At 63.0% G+C, this 15,183-nt stretch carries 16 protein-coding genes; 7 read left to right on the top strand and 9 right to left on the bottom strand.

Annotated features, from left to right (window positions below; translation table 11 throughout):
* Nucleotides 1-58: 58 nt before the first annotated feature.
* Nucleotides 59-1,189, bottom strand: coding sequence for a site-specific DNA-methyltransferase (locus SPBM01_RS00520; RefSeq protein WP_188063521.1), 1,131 nt, complete (start codon nucleotides 1,187-1,189; stop codon nucleotides 59-61).
* 288 nt (nucleotides 1,190-1,477) lie between these two features.
* Between SPBM01_RS00520 and SPBM01_RS00515 the strand changes: the two genes are divergently transcribed.
* The 5 genes from SPBM01_RS00515 to SPBM01_RS00495 all read left to right on the top strand — a co-directional run bounded on the left by SPBM01_RS00515 (nucleotide 1,478) and on the right by SPBM01_RS00495 (nucleotide 7,589).
* Nucleotides 1,478-1,816: an ArsR/SmtB family transcription factor gene (locus SPBM01_RS00515; RefSeq protein WP_188063520.1), complete on the top strand. Its 339-nt coding sequence runs from the start codon at nucleotides 1,478-1,480 to the stop codon at nucleotides 1,814-1,816.
* Between the two features lie 89 nt (nucleotides 1,817-1,905).
* Nucleotides 1,906-2,544, top strand: coding sequence for a transcriptional regulator BetI (gene betI / locus SPBM01_RS00510; protein ID WP_188063519.1), 639 nt, complete (start codon nucleotides 1,906-1,908; stop codon nucleotides 2,542-2,544).
* A 143-nt stretch (nucleotides 2,545-2,687) separates the two neighbouring features.
* Complete coding sequence (gene ahpC / locus SPBM01_RS00505; RefSeq protein ID WP_188063518.1) at nucleotides 2,688-3,251, top strand: alkyl hydroperoxide reductase subunit C; 564 nt, start codon at nucleotides 2,688-2,690, stop codon at nucleotides 3,249-3,251.
* Nucleotides 3,252-3,344: 93 nt separating this feature from the next.
* Nucleotides 3,345-4,925, top strand: a complete 1,581-nt coding sequence (ahpF, locus tag SPBM01_RS00500) for an alkyl hydroperoxide reductase subunit F (RefSeq protein ID WP_188063517.1) — start codon at nucleotides 3,345-3,347, stop codon at nucleotides 4,923-4,925.
* A 192-nt stretch (nucleotides 4,926-5,117) separates the two neighbouring features.
* Nucleotides 5,118-7,589, top strand: a complete 2,472-nt coding sequence (locus SPBM01_RS00495) for a TonB-dependent receptor (protein WP_188063516.1) — start codon at nucleotides 5,118-5,120, stop codon at nucleotides 7,587-7,589.
* Nucleotides 7,590-7,634: 45 nt separating this feature from the next.
* Here SPBM01_RS00495 and SPBM01_RS00490 read toward each other — a convergent pair whose 3' ends face one another.
* The 5 genes from SPBM01_RS00490 to glmM all read right to left on the bottom strand — a co-directional run bounded on the left by SPBM01_RS00490 (nucleotide 7,635) and on the right by glmM (nucleotide 11,291).
* Nucleotides 7,635-8,279, bottom strand: a complete 645-nt coding sequence (locus tag SPBM01_RS00490) for a L,D-transpeptidase family protein (protein ID WP_188063515.1) — start codon at nucleotides 8,277-8,279, stop codon at nucleotides 7,635-7,637.
* A 90-nt stretch (nucleotides 8,280-8,369) separates the two neighbouring features.
* Nucleotides 8,370-8,969: a ribonuclease HII gene (locus SPBM01_RS00485; RefSeq protein WP_188063514.1), complete on the bottom strand. Its 600-nt coding sequence runs from the start codon at nucleotides 8,967-8,969 to the stop codon at nucleotides 8,370-8,372.
* A complete protein-coding gene (gene thiD / locus SPBM01_RS00480) occupies nucleotides 8,962-9,717 on the bottom strand; it encodes a bifunctional hydroxymethylpyrimidine kinase/phosphomethylpyrimidine kinase (RefSeq protein WP_188063513.1) in 756 nt (251 codons plus the stop codon). Before thiD ends, SPBM01_RS00485 begins: the two co-directional genes overlap by 8 nt.
* Nucleotides 9,714-9,938 carry a DUF1272 domain-containing protein gene (locus SPBM01_RS00475; protein ID WP_188063512.1) on the bottom strand — a complete coding sequence of 75 codons (225 nt, stop codon included), beginning with the start codon at nucleotides 9,936-9,938 and terminating at the stop codon, nucleotides 9,714-9,716. The genes thiD and SPBM01_RS00475 overlap by 4 nt, the downstream gene beginning before the upstream one ends.
* 12 nt (nucleotides 9,939-9,950) lie before the next feature.
* Nucleotides 9,951-11,291 (bottom strand): phosphoglucosamine mutase, encoded by a 1,341-nt coding sequence (gene glmM, locus SPBM01_RS00470; protein WP_188063511.1) that lies wholly within the window; start codon nucleotides 11,289-11,291, stop codon nucleotides 9,951-9,953.
* A 100-nt stretch (nucleotides 11,292-11,391) separates the two neighbouring features.
* On the opposite strand from glmM, the gene SPBM01_RS00465 reads away from it, so the two are divergent.
* Entirely contained in the window at nucleotides 11,392-12,783 is a 1,392-nt protein-coding gene (locus SPBM01_RS00465; RefSeq protein WP_188065487.1) for an alanine/glycine:cation symporter family protein, read from the top strand.
* Nucleotides 12,784-12,818: 35 nt separating this feature from the next.
* Here the strand turns inward: SPBM01_RS00465 and SPBM01_RS00460 are convergent, their stop codons facing one another.
* The 3 genes from SPBM01_RS00460 to SPBM01_RS00450 all read right to left on the bottom strand — a co-directional run bounded on the left by SPBM01_RS00460 (nucleotide 12,819) and on the right by SPBM01_RS00450 (nucleotide 14,436).
* Entirely contained in the window at nucleotides 12,819-13,001 is a 183-nt protein-coding gene (locus SPBM01_RS00460; protein WP_188063510.1) for a CsbD family protein, read from the bottom strand.
* A 79-nt stretch (nucleotides 13,002-13,080) separates the two neighbouring features.
* Nucleotides 13,081-13,551: a group I truncated hemoglobin gene (locus tag SPBM01_RS00455; protein ID WP_188063509.1), complete on the bottom strand. Its 471-nt coding sequence runs from the start codon at nucleotides 13,549-13,551 to the stop codon at nucleotides 13,081-13,083.
* Between the two features lie 12 nt (nucleotides 13,552-13,563).
* Entirely contained in the window at nucleotides 13,564-14,436 is an 873-nt protein-coding gene (locus tag SPBM01_RS00450; protein WP_188063508.1) for a DUF3034 family protein, read from the bottom strand.
* A gap of 122 nt (nucleotides 14,437-14,558) precedes the next feature.
* Here SPBM01_RS00450 and SPBM01_RS00445 point away from each other — a divergent pair, with 122 nt between their 5' ends.
* On the top strand, nucleotides 14,559-15,182 hold the full coding sequence (locus tag SPBM01_RS00445) for a methylamine utilization protein (protein ID WP_188063507.1): 624 nt from the start codon (nucleotides 14,559-14,561) through the stop codon (nucleotides 15,180-15,182).
* Nucleotide 15,183: the final 1 nt, after the last annotated feature.

The raw sequence follows: 15,183 nt of genomic DNA, 5'->3' as shown, positions 1-15,183 counted from the left end.
TGCGTAGCAGAACCAACAGCCGGACTAGGCTCCCGCCTGCGCGGGAGCAGCAATCATCCTAAGGCTCGTTCGCCAGCAAATAGGTCTGGCGCAGCGTGTCGATGGGCTGCAACTTGCCGTCCGTCTCGATGTGCCAGAAAGTCCAGCCATTGCAACTGGGTGCGCCCTGCAACGTCGCGCCCATCTTGTGGATCGACCCGCTGTCCGTCCCCACGCTCAGGGATCCGTCCGCGCGCACTTCCGCGCGCCAGCGGCGCTTGGCATCGCACAGAATCGTGCCGGGATTGATATAGCCGGTTTCGACCAGAGTCCCGAAGGCGACCTTGGGCTGCTGCCGCGCGGTCTGCATGATGGTCAGCGCCGATTCGTCCAGCGGCAGCGCCGCCTCGATCCGTTCCAGCGCGACTTCGATATAGGCGTCCTCGCGTTCGATGCCGATCCACTTGCGGCCCAGCCGCTTGGCCACCGCGCCGGTCGTGCCGGTGCCGAAGAAAGGGTCCAGCACGACATCGCCCGGCTTGGTGCAGGCCAGCATCACCCGATACAGCAGCGCTTCGGGCTTTTGCGTCGGGTGCGCCTTGGTCCCGTTGCGCTTCAACCGTTCCTGCCCGCCGCAGATCGGCAGCACCCAGTCGGACCGCATCTGCAATTCATCGTTCAGCGTTTTCATCGCCTTGTAATTGAACGTATATTTCGCGTCCTCGCCCTGGCTGGCCCAGATCAGCGTTTCATGTGCATTGGTGAACCGCGTCCCCTTGAAATTGGGCATCGGGTTGGACTTGCGCCAGATGATGTCGTTGAGGATCCAGAAGCCTTCATCCTGCAACGCGGTGCCGACGCGGAAGATGTTATGATAGCTGCCGATCACCCAGATGGAGCCATTGGGTTTCAGGATGCGCCGCGCCTGCCGCAGCCAGGCCGTGGTGAAGCGGTCATAGGCCGCCAGCGTGTCGAACTTGTCCCAGTCATTGTCGACCGCATCGACACGGCCGCCTTCGGGCCGGAACAGGTCGCCGCCCAGTTGCAGATTATAGGGCGGATCGGCGAAGATCATGTCGATGCAGCCGTCGGGCAGCTTGGCCATTTCGGCAATGCAATCGCCGCGCAGCAGGCGATCGGCCTCGATCTCGACCGGGGCGAGCGCAACCGCCTTCTTCCGCCGCGTCGCGACGCGCTCCATCACACCCATATTTCTGCCCCCGTCAAATTCCAGTCCCAGCGATGAGTCCTTGGGAGTCCCCCGTCAAGATCAACAGCTTGCCGTTAACCTTTCGAAAAATGGTTAACGCGGCGCGGAACGAAGGGGGTAGCCACAAGATATTGAGTCTCCCGATTCCATCGGGACTCCATATCGGGCGGTGTGACCCAAAAGACTCAGCGGAAGCGGGTGTCTGACTTTTTTTGGTTAACGCGCAAACAGACAGCGAGATGGACATAGGGTTTGACTTATTCATAACCTGATGGTTATAGTTTTGCGATGCAGCATGTTTCCCGAACCGACGATCGCAACGCCACGACCGATGCCCAGTTCAAAGCGCTTTCCGACGGCACGCGCCGCGCCCTGCTGGAATATCTGGTGCAGGAAGGGGAACAGAGCGTCCATGCGCTGACCGCCATATCGGGCGTATCGCAACCGATGGTGTCGCGCCACATGAGCAAGCTGCGCCGTGCGGATCTGGTGACGGCCCGGCGCGCGGGGCGCGAAACCTGGTATAGTGCGCGGGCCAAGGGACTGGCCCCGGTGGTGCAATGGATGGCCGTCTATGGCGCATTATGGTCGCAGCGCTTTTCCGCGCTGGAAGGGATTGGCGACTAAGCCAGCTTTCCGTAACGTCACTGACACAAATCGGGCCGCGCTATCTTGCCAGTCACCCGCCATTCCGCAAAGGAGGTGCGGGGGAAATTATGAACGACAAAAATACAGCGCGCACGACCAAGGCCCGTCCCAGAGCGCGCTTCGTCCGCGAAACGGCGGATGTCCGGCGACAGGCTTTGATCGAAGCGACGGCCCGTTGCCTCGCCGAAAAGGGCGTCGGCGGCACATCGGTCCGCGCCATCTGTGCGCAGGCGGGGGTTTCGTCCGGCCTGCTGACGCATTATTTCGACGGCGTCGATGCGCTGGTGCTGGCAACCTATGCCGATGTCGGCGCCAAAGTATCCGCCGCGATCGACAGCGCAGTGGAGGCCGCTGGCGCCGACCCGCGCGACCGGCTGCGCGCCTGCCTTCAGGCCAATTTCCATGCGCCGATACTGGACCCGGACCTGCTGGCCACCTGGATCGCGTTCTGGAGCCTGGTCAAGACCGATCCCAAAATCGCGGCGATTCATGCCGAAGTCTATGGCGGCACCCGCGCGCAACTCGAAACGATGCTCCATGCCGCCGCCCCCGCCATGGTCCCGGCGCAGGCCCGGATCGCGGCGATCAGCCTGACCGCGCTGGTCGACGGGCTGTGGCTGGAACTCTGCCTGGACCCCACCACCTTCTCCGCTGGCGAAGCGCAGGCGATGGTCGAAGCCGCGATGTTGCGCGCGCTGGAGCCGTAAACAGCTACGGCGTCGATCATCACACCGATCATTGATCGCTTTTCTCACTTAGACCGTCCGAGAAAAGCAATTTCCCCTGAGCGGTCCCCTTCCCTACATAGGCCAGGCAACAGCAACCCCTTCAACAAGGAACTGGACAGCCCATGGCTCTCATCAACACGACCATCAAGCCTTTCTCGGCCACCGCTTACAAGGAAGGCAAGTTCGTCGACGTCACCGACGCCGACGTGAAGGGCAAGTGGGCGATCTTCTTCTTCTACCCCGCCGATTTCACGTTCGTCTGCCCCACCGAGCTGGAAGACCTGGCCGGCATCTATCCGACCCTCCAGGGTCTGAACGTCGAAGTCTATTCGGTGTCAACCGACACGCATTTCAGCCACAAGGCATGGCACGACACCTCGCCTGCCATCGGCAAGATCAGCTATTATATGCTGGGCGACCAGTCGGGCCAGATCACCAACAATTTCGACGTGATGCGTCCGGGCGTCGGTCTGGCGGATCGTGCGACCTTCCTGGTCGATCCCGAAGGCGTGATCCAGTTCATGGAAATCACATCGGAAGGCGTCGGCCGCAACGCGACCGAACTGCTGCGCAAGGTGAAGGCCGCGCAATATGTCGCCGCGCACCCCGGTGAAGTCTGCCCCGCCAAGTGGGAAGAAGGCGAAACCACTCTCGCCCCCTCGCTCGACCTGGTCGGCAAAATCTAAATAACGGTTCCCCCAGCGGGTCGCAAAGTGGCTCGGAGTGGAACCCCTCCTCCGCTCCGGGCCATATTTGTATCTATCGAAGGAATTTTACCCATGCTCGACGCCACCCTGACGCAGCAGCTCAAGGCCTATCTGGTCAACATCCGTGAGCCAATCGAACTCGTCGCCTCTCTGGGTGACGACGCCAAATCCCGCGAGTTGGGCGATCTGCTCAACGAAATCGCTGCCCTGTCGGACAAGGTTTCCGTCACCACCGGCATCGACAAGCGCGTCCCCAGCTTCATGATCCGCCGCACCGGCACCGACATCGGTGTGCGCTTTGCCGGCTTGCCGATGGGCCATGAGTTCACCTCGCTCGTCCTTGCCCTGCTGCAAGTGGGCGGCCACCCGTCGAAGGCGGCACAGGATCTGATCGAACAGGTCAAGGGACTGGATGGCGACTTCGCCTTTGAAACCTATTTCTCGCTTTCCTGCCAGAACTGCCCGGATGTGGTGCAGGCATTGAACCTGATGAGCGTCCTCAACCCGCGCATCAGCCACGTCGCGATCGACGGCGCGCTGTTCAAGGATGAAGTGGACAGCCGCAAGGTCATGGCCGTCCCCACCATCTTCCTGAACGGCGAACCTTTCGGGTCGGGCCGCATGGAAATGGAGCAGATCGTCGCGAAGATAGACAGCGGCGCAGCGATCCGCGCGGCGGAGAAGATCAAGGCCCAGGAGCCGTTCGAAGTGCTGATCGTCGGCGGCGGGCCAGCAGGCGCGGCGGCGGCCATCTATGCCGCGCGCAAGGGCATCCGCACCGGCGTCGCCGCCGAACGTTTCGGCGGGCAGGTGCTGGACACGATGGATATCGAGAATTTCATTTCGGTGTCGCGGACCGAAGGGCCAAAGCTGGCCTCCGCACTGGAAAGCCATGTCCGCGACTATGAGGTCGAGATCATGAATCTGCAAAAGGCGGCAAAGCTGATCCCGGCCAAGACCGAGGGCGGCTATCATGAAGTCGTGCTGGAAAACGGCGCGTCGCTCAAGGGCCGCACCCTCATCCTCTCCACCGGCGCACGCTGGCGCCAGATGGGCGTGCCGGGTGAGGAGGAGTATAAGAATAAGGGCGTGGCCTATTGCCCCCATTGCGACGGCCCGCTGTTCAAGGGCAAGCGCGTCGCGGTGATCGGCGGCGGCAATAGCGGCGTGGAAGCCGCGATCGACCTGGCGGGGATCGTCGCCCATGTCACGCTGATCGAGTATGACAGCCAGCTGCGCGCCGATGCGGTACTACAGCGCAAGCTGGGCAGCCTGCCCAACGTCAAGGTCATCACGTCGGCCCTGACCACCAAAGTCGACGGCAATGGCGAGCGGGTCACGGGCCTGTCCTACAAGGATCGCAACAGCGGCACCGAACATGACATCGAACTGGAAGGCATCTTCGTCCAGATCGGCCTGGTCCCCAACACCGAATGGCTCAAGGACGCGATCGCCCTGTCCCCGCGCGGCGAAATAGAAATCGACGCGCGCGGCGAAACCAGTCAGCCGGGCGTGTTCGCGGCAGGCGATTGCACGACCGTGCCGTACAAGCAGATCATCGTTGCGGCGGGTGCGGGTGCGACGGCGGGGTTGTCGGCGTTCGACTACCTGATCCGACTGCCTGCCAGTGAAGAGGCGGCGCAGGCGGCGTAAGCGGCTTTCGTAGACAGCGAGATGGACAATGGTGAGAGGTCGATCCGGCGACAGATCGGCCTCTTTCCGCTCATCCAAATGTATTAAATTGTAACAGGCTGGCCACAATCTGCTAACGCTTCGCAATGGATATTGCATAATCTGGCAATCATTCGCATTAGCGCTTCCAAAGACGAATCCGAGGGAGCGACCATGCAGAAAATTTCCAAGCCCGACCGGGCTGCCAAACTGACCCCGACTTTCCTGGCCATGAGCTGCGTCGGCGTGTTGTCGATGGCTATGCCAGCGACCGCGCAGGAGCAGGCCGCGCCGAGCGAAGGCAAGCGGCTGGGTTCCATGACCGTCACCGACACGGCGATCGAGGAAGAAGGCTATAAGGTCGACAAAGCATCCTCCCCGAAATTCACCGCGCCGCTGATCGACACGCCGCGCACCATCACCATCATTCCGGGCCAGTTGATCAAGGACACCGCGTCCGCATCGCTGGTCGAAGCGCTGCGCACGGTGCCGGGCATCACGCTAGGCGCGGGCGAAGGCGGCAATCCGCTGGGCGACCGCCCTTTCATCCGGGGCTTTGATTCGCAGGCCAGCACCTATCTGGACGGCGTGCGCGATGTTGGTGCGCAGAGCCGTGAAATCTTCGCGGTCGAGCAGATCGAAGTGGTCAAGGGATCCGACAGCAGCATGGGCGGGCGCGGCAATGCAGGCGGTTCGATCAACCTGCTGACCAAAGTGCCGACCGCCGACCGCTTCGTCGCGGCCAGCGGCGCGCTGGGCAATGCCGACTACAAGCGTGCGACGATCGACATCAACCAGCCGATCAACGATTTCGTCGGCGTGCGGTTGAACGCCATGTGGCATGATCAGGACGTTGCCGGGCGCGACGCCATCTGGTCCAAACGCTGGGGCGTGGCGCCGTCGATCAAACTGGGTCTGGCCGGGCCGACCAGCCTGAGCGTGAGCTATTATCATCTGGAAACCGACGAACTGCCCGATTCGGGCATCCCCTATCTCTACACCATCGCCAATGCGCCCGCAGGCGTCAGCGAAACCGGCCCGGCGCGCGATTATACCACGATCGGCGGACAGTCGGTCAGCGTGGCGCGCGGTGCCTATTATGGTTTGGCCGACCGCGATTTCCGCAAGACCAACGTCAACAACCTGACCTTCCGTTTCGAACATCAGTTCGATGACGGCGTCACGCTGCGCAACACCAGCCGCTATGGCGCGAGCAGCCAAGGCTATGTGTGGACCCAGCCGGACGACAGCCAGGGCAATGTCTATGGCACCAGCGCGGCCAGCACGGCGACGGCAGGCGGCCTGGTGTGGCGGCGGATCAACAGCCGGTATAGCAAGACGTCGGGCCTGCTGAACCAGACCGACCTGTCGGGCCAGTTCACGCTGGGCGGCATCAGGAACAGTTTTGCCGCCAGCGTCGAATTCAGCGAAGAAACGGCATGGAATGGCAGCTATGTGTCCGATGCAGCGACCGGCGCGGCGATTGCGACCGGCACGACAGCGACGGGCGGGCGGTGCGGCGCCGCGTCGATCGCGCGGTTCAATTGCACCAGCGCAGCCAATCCCAACCCCTATGATCCCTGGGTCAGCTATGCCACGGATGCGTCGTCGGTCGTCGCGCCGATCATGCTAAGCGCAAAAAAGACCTGGACCCGGTCGAACACCACGACCAAGGCGGCGTCCTTCTTCGACACGATCACGTTCAGCGATTCCCTGTTACTGAACGTTGGCGGGCGGTTCGACCGTTATGAGACAAAGGTGACGCCGGGCCTGACCGCCACGTCCACCGCCAACCGGGTCAGCTTTACCCGCAAGGACGATCTGTGGACCTATCAGGCGGGCCTGATCTTCAAGCCAGCGCCCAATGGCAGCGTCTATATCTCCACCGCGACGTCCGCGACCCCGCCCGGATCTTTCCTGGCCAACGGGACGGAGGGCAATGCGCTGAACGTCACGTCACAGGCGCTGACCGACGCGCTGAAAGTGGAAAAGACCAAATCCTATGAAGTCGGCACAAAGTGGAGCCTGCTGGGCGACAGCCTGTCGCTGACGCTGGCCGCGTTCCGCACCGAAACGCAAAATGCACGGGCGACCGATGCCAACGGGCTGGTCAGCTTCATCGGCGAAAGGCGGATCGACGGTATCGAGTTCGGCTTCAACGGCAATATCACGCCGGAATGGAATATCTTTGGCGGCTACACCTTCATGGATTCCGAAGTGGTCGACGGCGGCTTTACCGCAACGACCGTCGGCACGGTGACGCGCTATGCGCCCGCCGCGACCACGGGCCGCTGGTTCCCCAATACCCCCCGGCACAGCGGCACGCTGTTCACCGATTACAAGGTGACACCGGCCTTCACCGTGGGCGGCGGCGCGATCTATATGGGCAAGGTCTATGGCGGCTATTCCGACACCCGCACCATCTCCAACAATGCGGTCGTCATCACCAAGCAACTGGCGCGCATGGTGCCAAGCTATTGGCGGTTCGACGGCAATGCGTCCTACGCCATCACCGACGCGGTGCAGGTGCAAGTCAATGTCCAGAATGTGCTGAACAAGCGCTATTATGACAAGGCGTACAGCTCGCACTATGCCAATCAGGCGGCCGGACGCACGGCAATCGCGACGCTGAACATCAAATATTGAGCGTGACGAAAGGGGGGCTGCGGATCGTTGCAGCCCCCCCCTTTTTCAATATAGGGAAAAGCGCAGGCCGAAAATGGCCGGGTCGATTTCCAGCATCGGCACGCGATCCTGCATGGGATCGCGCGGTGTCGTCAGGCGGCCAAGGTCCGGCGTGAAGGTCACGACCGTACTCCCCGGATCGCCGAGCAGCAGCGGATCGAGTTTCAGCGCAGCGCTCAGCCGGTCGCCCGTCACTTCGACCAATGTGCCGATCTGCGTCAGGCCGAACAACTGCCGCGCAAAAGCATAGGGCAACCGGATGCAACCATGGCTGGCGGGATAGCCCGGATCATGGCCCGCGTGCAGCGCGATGCCATCCCATGTCAGCCGCTGCATGAACGGCATCGGCGCATTGCTATACAGGTTGGAGCGGTGCCATTGCCGTTTTTGCAGGATCGGGAAGGCGCCGGTCGGGGTGCGATGCCCCTTGGTCCCGGTCGACACCCGCGCCTGACCGATCAGCGTGCCGCCGCGATAGACATGCACCCTCTGCCGCTCGATACTGACGATCATATAGAGCGGGCCGTCCGCCCCGCCATCGTCGCTCCAGCGATAGGCTCCCGGTGCCAGCGGTGCGTCGGAGGCGGCAAGGACCGTGCTGGATGCGCCCAGCAGCAATAGCGCGGGCAGGATCAGGCGGCGGACGAACATAAGGCTTTCTTAACCACATGCCGCGCCGATGCCAGAGGGCCGCTGCTTCAACTGGTCGCATGGTCCCGGCTTGGGACAGCGCAAGCCGCGCTAAAGCAGCAGCAATTGCGCGACTGGCGCGAAGCTGCGGCGGTGCAGCGGGGTCGGGCCATGGGTGCGCAGCGCGGCCAGATGCTGCGCGCTGCCATAGCCCTTGTTGCTGGCCCAGCCATATTGGGGGTGAGCCAGCGCCGCCTCCACCATCATCCGGTCCCGCGCTTCCTTCGCCAATATCGACGCTGCCGCGATCGACAGGCATTTGGCGTCGCCCTCCACAATGGCAGTGGAGGGCCGGTCCCAGCGCGGCAGGCGGTTGCCGTCGACCAGCACATGCGCGCAATCATGGGTCAGCGCATCGACCGCGCGGGTCATGGCCAGCATCGTTGCCCATAATATGTTCAGGTCGTCGATTTCCTCCACACTGGCGACGCCCAGCCCCCAGCACAGCGCACGGGCCTTGATCTCCACCTCCAGCGCGGCGCGGCGCGTGGCGGACAATTTCTTGCTGTCGTTCAGACCGTCGGGGCAATCTTCGGCGCGCAGGATGACGGCGGCAGCGACCACCGGCCCGGCCAGCGGACCCCGCCCCGCTTCGTCCACGCCCGCGACGCGGCCGGGATGATGGAGCGCTTCATGCGCAAAGTCAGGCATGGAACCCCGTTGGCGCACCCATCGGCCCATGCCCCCCGCCAAGCCCCGGCGCGAGGGTGAGGGCGGCGCGGACATAAGCGCGCGCACGTTCAACGGCTGCGGTCAGCGCCATCCCCTGCCCAAGCCCCGTTGCAATCGCGCTGGCCAGGGTGCAGCCGGTGCCATGAGTGTGGCGCGTGTCGATGCGCGGGTCGGTCCAGACCGCGACTTGGCCTGCCCCGTCCAGCATACGATCGGTCAGCATTGCCCCGTCGCCATGCCCGCCCTTCGCCAGCAAAGCGCAGCCATGGCGCAGGACAGCATCCTCCCCGCCGAGCGCAGCCAATTCCGGCAGGTTGGGCGTGACCAGCGTGGCAATGGCCATCAGCCGTTCGAACGCGGCGATCGTGGCAGCGTCGGCGAGCAGCGATCCGCTGGTGGCGACCATGACGGGATCGAAGATAATCGGCACGCCGTCCAGTTGCGCCAGCCGTTCCGCGACTGCCATGGCCGTTGCTGCCGATCCGATCATGCCGATCTTTACCGCGTCGACGCCAATGTCACTGATGCAGCTTTCCATCTGCGCCAGCACCATGGCGGTCGGCACGGGGTGGACGCCCTGAACCCCCAGCGTATTTTGCGCGGTGATGGCCGTGATCGCGGTCATGCCGTGGCCGCCCAGCAGGGTGACGGCTTTGAGGTCCGCCTGTATGCCTGCGCCGCCGCCGCTATCGGACCCGGCGATGATGAGGATGCGCGCGATGCTCACGCGCCGAAGCGACGCTGCGTGGAGGCGGGATTGGTCGCCAGCGCCTTGCCCGTGCGGCTGGGCCGGTCCATCAGCTCGCCGCCGCAATTGGGGCAACGATCATCCAGCGCCTCGGCGCAGAGCGCGCACCAGGTACATTCGAACGAGCAGATGAACGCACCGGGTTCGTCAGCGGGCAGATCCGTGCCGCAGCGTTCGCAATCGGGGCGCATTTCAAGCATGGGGGAACCTCATTACGCCGCTGCCTTTTCCACCGCCGCGCAGATGCGGTCGACCACGTCGCGGACCTGATCCGCACTGTCGCCTTCGGCCATGACGCGAATCACCGGCTCTGTGCCGGACGGACGGATGACGAGGCGGCCCGATCCGTTGAGTTCGGCTTCCGCCTGCGCGATCACGCGCTTGACGTCGTCATGCTCCAGCGGCTTGCCACCGGAAAAACGGACATTTTTCAGCAGTTGCGGCACCGGATCGAACTGGTGCAGCGTTTCGCTGGCGGGCTTGCCCGAACGCACCAGCGCAGCCAGCACCTGCAACGCGGCGACCGTGCCGTCGCCCGTGGTGCCATAGTCGGACAGGATCATATGGCCCGACTGTTCGCCGCCGACGTTGAAGCCACCCTCACGCATCCGTTCCAGCACATAGCGGTCGCCGACCTTGGTGCGTTCAAGGCCAATGCCCTGCCCGGTCAGGAAACGTTCAAGGCCCAGGTTCGACATGACCGTCGCCACCAGACCGCCGCCGCGCAGCGTGCCTTCGCGCGCGAATGTGGCCGCGATCAGCGCCATGATCTGGTCGCCATCGACGATCTGGCCCTTTTCATCGACCACGATCAGCCGGTCCGCGTCGCCATCCAGCGCGATGCCGATGTCCGCGCCGGATGACACCACCGTTTCCTGACACAGCAAGGGCGCAGTCGATCCGCAGCCGTCGTTGATGTTGGTGCCATTGGGGCTGACGCCGACCGCCACCACAGTCGCGCCCAGTTCCCACAAGGCGGACGGCGCGACCTGATAGGCGGCACCATTGGCGCAATCGATCACGATTTTCAGGCCATCGAGCCGCAGGTCGGCAGGGAAGCTGGATTTCACCGCGTGGATATAACGACCGCGCGCATCCTCCACCCGGCGGGCGCGGCCAATGTCTTTCGACGCGGCGAGCGGAATGTCTTGCTCCAGCAGCGCCTCGATCTTCAATTCATCTTCGTCCGACAGCTTGTAGCCGTTCGGGCCGAACAATTTGATGCCATTGTCGAAATAGGGATTGTGACTGGCCGATATCATGACGCCCAGATCGGCGCGCATCGAATGGGCGAGCAAAGCGACGGCAGGCGTCGGGATCGGCCCGAACTGGACCACGTCCATGCCCACGGCGGTAAAGCCCGCGACCAGCGCATTTTCGACCATATAGCCCGACAGACGAGTGTCCTTGCCGATCACGACGCGATGGCGATGGCTGCCGCGCAGAAAATGCGTGCCGGCCGCCATGCCGACCTTCATCGCCATGTCCGCCGTCATCGGCGAAGCGTTGGTGCGGCCACGGATGCCGTCGGTGCCGAAATATTTCCTGCTCATGATGTTTCCCATGCACCGGACAGGGGGCGGGTTTCAACCCGCAAGGCGCGTCGAGAAATCTTTGATCGACTTTCTTTTGAACGCGCGGCATCCCCGCGCGATGGACAGTTTCAATGTTTTTGTGGACGCGCTTTCCAACGCGGTGTTTTTCAAGGTGCCTTTACTGGGTGCGCAGATCGAATTGATCGTCCTGTATCTGGCGGTGCCGATGCTGTTCTTCACGGCGTGGCTGGGTTTCCCCAATATTCGTCATGTCGGCCGGGCGCTGCGCATATTGCGGACCCAACCCGACAAGGGCGAGGCGCAGGGCGACGTCAGCCAATGGGCCGCGCTCAGCACCGCGATGTCCGGCACGATCGGGCTGGGCAATATTGCGGGCGTCGCGGTGGCGCTGACCACGGGCGGGCCGGGCGCGATATTGTGGATGTTCGTCATCGGATGGTTCGCGATGACGGTGAAGATGGCCGAAGTGACGCTGGGCCTGAAATATCGGGTGTTCGACGCGCAGGGCCACGTCCATGGCGGGCCGATGTATGTGTTGAAAGCGGTCGGCGCGGCGCGCGGCTGGCCGCGGATCGGCATGGCGCTGGGCGGTGCCTATGCGTTCTTCGCCCTGTTCGGGGCGATCCCGATGGTGCAGGTGAACCAGAGTTTCGCGCAGGTGAATGTCGTCACCGGCCTGACCAACGGCTGGGCCTATGGCGTGTTTCTGGCCGGGGCGGTTGCGCTGGTGACGCTGGGCGGCGCGGCGTGGCTGGGCGAAGTAGCCAAGCGGCTGACGCCGATCAAGGTGGCCGTCTATCTGGTTGGGGTGCTGGCGATATTGGCGCTGCATCTGGATGCGATCCCCGGCGCGCTGGCGCTGATCTGGGACGGGGCATGGAGCGGCAGCGCGGCGACCGGAGGCGCGGTCGGTGCTTTCGTCGCGGGGATGCGGCGCGCGGTGTTCGCCAGCGAAGCAGGCGTAGGGTCGGCAGTGATGGCGCATAGCCTGGCGCGGGCGCGGCATCCCGTATCCGAAGGGCTGGTCGCGCTGCTGGAGCCTTTGCTCGGCACGATGATCGTCTGCGCGCTGGGCGGGCTGGCGCTGGTAGTGGCGGGAACATGGAATAGCGGGCTGGAGGGGATTGCGATCACGTCGGCCGCCTTCGCGCAGGTATCACCCTGGTTCCCGTGGCTGCTGGCCGTGGTAGTGTTCTTGTTCGCTTATTCCACGCTGGTCGCATGGGGCTTTTACGGGTTGCAGGCATGGGGCTATCTGTTCGGCCATGGCGCGCGGGCGCAATGGACCTACAAGATTCTCTATGTCGTCGCCCTGCCCCCCGCCGCTGCGATCGACCTGGGCCGGGTGGTCGGCATTGTGGACAGCAGTTTCTTCCTGATGGCTATCCCCAACGTCATCGCGCTCTATCTGTGCGCCGGGGAATTGCGGCGGGACGTGCGGGCTTATCTGGCAGGGGATGAGGGCAACAAAGAAAACCCCGCCGGATAAGGGCGGGGTTTCCTCTTGCTTGGGAGCAAATCAAATCAGATCTTGTCGCCGAGCGCGCCCTTGACCGATCCGGCTACGTCCTGCGCCGTACCCTTGGCCTTCTGCGCCTGACCTTCGGCTTCCAGACGTTCATTGTCCGTTGCCTTGCCAATCCTTTCCTTGACGGCACCAGCAGCTTTGTTGCCAGCGGCCTTCAACTTATCGGTTGCTTCACCCATGTGTTTAACTCCTTGCGTGATTTCCTGTGGTTAAACGGGCGCACGCAGAAAGAGTTGCCGACGATACGGTGGCGTAACGTTACTTTTCCAGCACGTCGCGGCGCATGGGGGCAAGTTTTGACAGGAAACGGTTCTGCGCCTGAAAGCCGACGCCTTCCTCCGCCATGGCACGCTGGAGCGTTTCGACCAGGCGGTTCATGTCCGCCTTCTGCACGCCCAGATCCTTGTGCGAACTGGCCATGTCGCGTCCGCTGTAACTGCACCCCGCGTTCAATATGTAGCAAAATTGTTCGAACAAGGTGCGTTTCAGCCGGACCTGATCATGATTGGCGAAAATCTCGCCGATCACCGGGTCGGCATAGTTGATGACGACGAAGCGATCCACGATGCGGCGGATGCCGTCCTGCCCGTGGAAGGCCTTTGCCATGCCGTCGCCATCGAACGGCGCGGCTCCGGCATGGCGATTGTCGGCGACATAGGGATCGACGGCGGCCTCGCCCGGCAGGGCGTGCGGCGCCCGAAGCAAAAGGAGCGACAGGATGATGGACATAGGTTTCGTCCCTTAAAAAGCAGTCTGGAGTTGCAGGAACACGCCACGCTGGTTCTTCACCGTGGCGATGGAACCGAGGTCGGCATAGGCGATCGTCGCAGTGACATTGCGCGCGACCGCGACGGCGACGAAAGCGTCGAACCAGTCATCCTCGCGCGCGATGTTGAGATTGTCGGGCTTGCGCCGATATTCGCCGCCGACCGCGACATGCCGCGACAATTGCCATGCGGCGGATCCTTCGAACTGGATAGTATAATCGTCATTCTTGCCGCCGCCAAAGCCCAGCAGGCCCATCTGGTTCGCCTTGGTCAGGCGCGCGGTGCCGGACAACAGGATGGAGCGGGACAGGAATAATTTGCTGACCGACGCATAATAATCGACGCCCTCGTCATCCTGCGCGCCGATGGCACGGACGGTAGCGCCCTGATTGTTCTTCTTATATTGCACGCCCAGCGCGATGGCAGGCAGTTGGTCATAGACCAGATCGCCTGCCACACGGACCTTTGCGCCGAACACATCCTGCGAAAAGGCATAGTCCTTCCCCAGACCCAGCGCCGCGCCAATCTCGTTCGTGTTGAAATCCTGATGGGTGTAGCTCAGTTCGATCCGGTCGCGGATGCCGACAGCGACGCCAGCGCTCTGATAATCATAATCCTTGACCTCCACCAGCGTGCCATGGGCGGACAGGCCGATGCCGTCCGACGTCGCATTGCCAGCGATGACGGCCCAGGGGGTCAGGCCACCGCCCGACGCCCCCTCCAGCGAGGTGATGCCATTGGTGAGCAGCAACTTGCCTCCATTTCGGAGTGGTCGGGCGTCCACACTTGAAGGCAGGACAGCCAGCAGGGTGCAGGCGGAAAGCAGGAAAGGGCGCATATAGGTCATGCCGGCCTGTTACCCGCCATATGGTTAACATCCGGTTTGCGACGCGACATGGCCCAATGCGCCGAAATAAGTCCAAAACGAACTAAACATTTGTTCAATATTTGACCCTATCAGCGTGGGTCATGCGTAAACCATGCCTGGCTTTCCTGCCCGCCGCCCTCCTTTCCATTCTGGCCATGCCTGCATGGGCAGGCGACCTGAACCTGCGGATCGTCGATGCGGCGGGCCGCCCGGTTCCCGACGCGGTCGTGACCGTGCGCCCGGCAGGCGGCATCCCTTCTGGGCCGATCCGTTTTCCATGGGGGACCAGCATGGTGCAGCAGAATATCAGCTTTGCGCCCCATGTCCTGATCGTCCCGGTCGGCGCGACCGTCAAATTCCCCAACAAGGACAAGGTGCGGCACCACGTCTATTCCTTTTCCAAGGCCGCCAAGTTCGAAATCAAGCTGTTCGGACAGGATGAAAGCCGCACCTATACCTTCAAGAGCGAAGGTGCCGTTGCGCTGGGGTGCAATATCCATGACCAGATGGCCGGCTTCATCCGCGTGGTGAACACGCCGTTCGCGGCCAAGAGCAATGCCGCAGGTCAGGCGCAGATCGACGGACTGGCCACTGGCACGGCGCAGGTGACGGTCTGGCACCCGCTGCTCAAGGGCAAGGATAATGAGATGATCATGAACCTGCCGATCCCGGCGAGCGGGACCGTGAACAAGACCGTTCCGCTGGCGCTTCGTTCCGCACAATGAT

Origin of the sequence: Sphingobium sp. KCTC 72723 (assembly GCF_014280435.1) — a bacterium.
In the GTDB taxonomy this organism is placed as follows: Bacteria; Pseudomonadota; Alphaproteobacteria; order Sphingomonadales; family Sphingomonadaceae; genus Sphingobium.
The sequence above is the reverse complement of the archived record's forward strand: the minus strand, read 5'-3'. Positions and strand labels throughout refer to the sequence as shown.

What these genes read in the sequence shown, in the direction of transcription:
- SPBM01_RS00520 (WP_188063521.1), bottom strand. Translation starts at nt 1,189, where the DNA reads ATGGGTGTGATGGAGCGCGTCGCGACGCGGCGGAAGAAGGCGGTTGCG.
- SPBM01_RS00445 (WP_188063507.1), top strand. Translation starts at nt 14,559, where the DNA reads ATGCGTAAACCATGCCTGGCTTTCCTGCCCGCCGCCCTCCTTTCCATT.
- SPBM01_RS00450 (WP_188063508.1), bottom strand. Translation starts at nt 14,436, where the DNA reads ATGACCTATATGCGCCCTTTCCTGCTTTCCGCCTGCACCCTGCTGGCT.
- SPBM01_RS00495 (WP_188063516.1), top strand. Translation starts at nt 5,118, where the DNA reads ATGCAGAAAATTTCCAAGCCCGACCGGGCTGCCAAACTGACCCCGACT.
- SPBM01_RS00455 (WP_188063509.1), bottom strand. Translation starts at nt 13,551, where the DNA reads ATGTCCATCATCCTGTCGCTCCTTTTGCTTCGGGCGCCGCACGCCCTG.
- ahpC (WP_188063518.1), top strand. Translation starts at nt 2,688, where the DNA reads ATGGCTCTCATCAACACGACCATCAAGCCTTTCTCGGCCACCGCTTAC.
- SPBM01_RS00465 (WP_188065487.1), top strand. Translation starts at nt 11,392, where the DNA reads ATGGACAGTTTCAATGTTTTTGTGGACGCGCTTTCCAACGCGGTGTTT.
- SPBM01_RS00490 (WP_188063515.1), bottom strand. Translation starts at nt 8,279, where the DNA reads ATGTTCGTCCGCCGCCTGATCCTGCCCGCGCTATTGCTGCTGGGCGCA.
- SPBM01_RS00460 (WP_188063510.1), bottom strand. Translation starts at nt 13,001, where the DNA reads ATGGGTGAAGCAACCGATAAGTTGAAGGCCGCTGGCAACAAAGCTGCT.
- glmM (WP_188063511.1), bottom strand. Translation starts at nt 11,291, where the DNA reads ATGAGCAGGAAATATTTCGGCACCGACGGCATCCGTGGCCGCACCAAC.
- SPBM01_RS00475 (WP_188063512.1), bottom strand. Translation starts at nt 9,938, where the DNA reads ATGCTTGAAATGCGCCCCGATTGCGAACGCTGCGGCACGGATCTGCCC.
- ahpF (WP_188063517.1), top strand. Translation starts at nt 3,345, where the DNA reads ATGCTCGACGCCACCCTGACGCAGCAGCTCAAGGCCTATCTGGTCAAC.
- betI (WP_188063519.1), top strand. Translation starts at nt 1,906, where the DNA reads ATGAACGACAAAAATACAGCGCGCACGACCAAGGCCCGTCCCAGAGCG.
- SPBM01_RS00485 (WP_188063514.1), bottom strand. Translation starts at nt 8,969, where the DNA reads ATGCCTGACTTTGCGCATGAAGCGCTCCATCATCCCGGCCGCGTCGCG.
- SPBM01_RS00515 (WP_188063520.1), top strand. Translation starts at nt 1,478, where the DNA reads ATGCAGCATGTTTCCCGAACCGACGATCGCAACGCCACGACCGATGCC.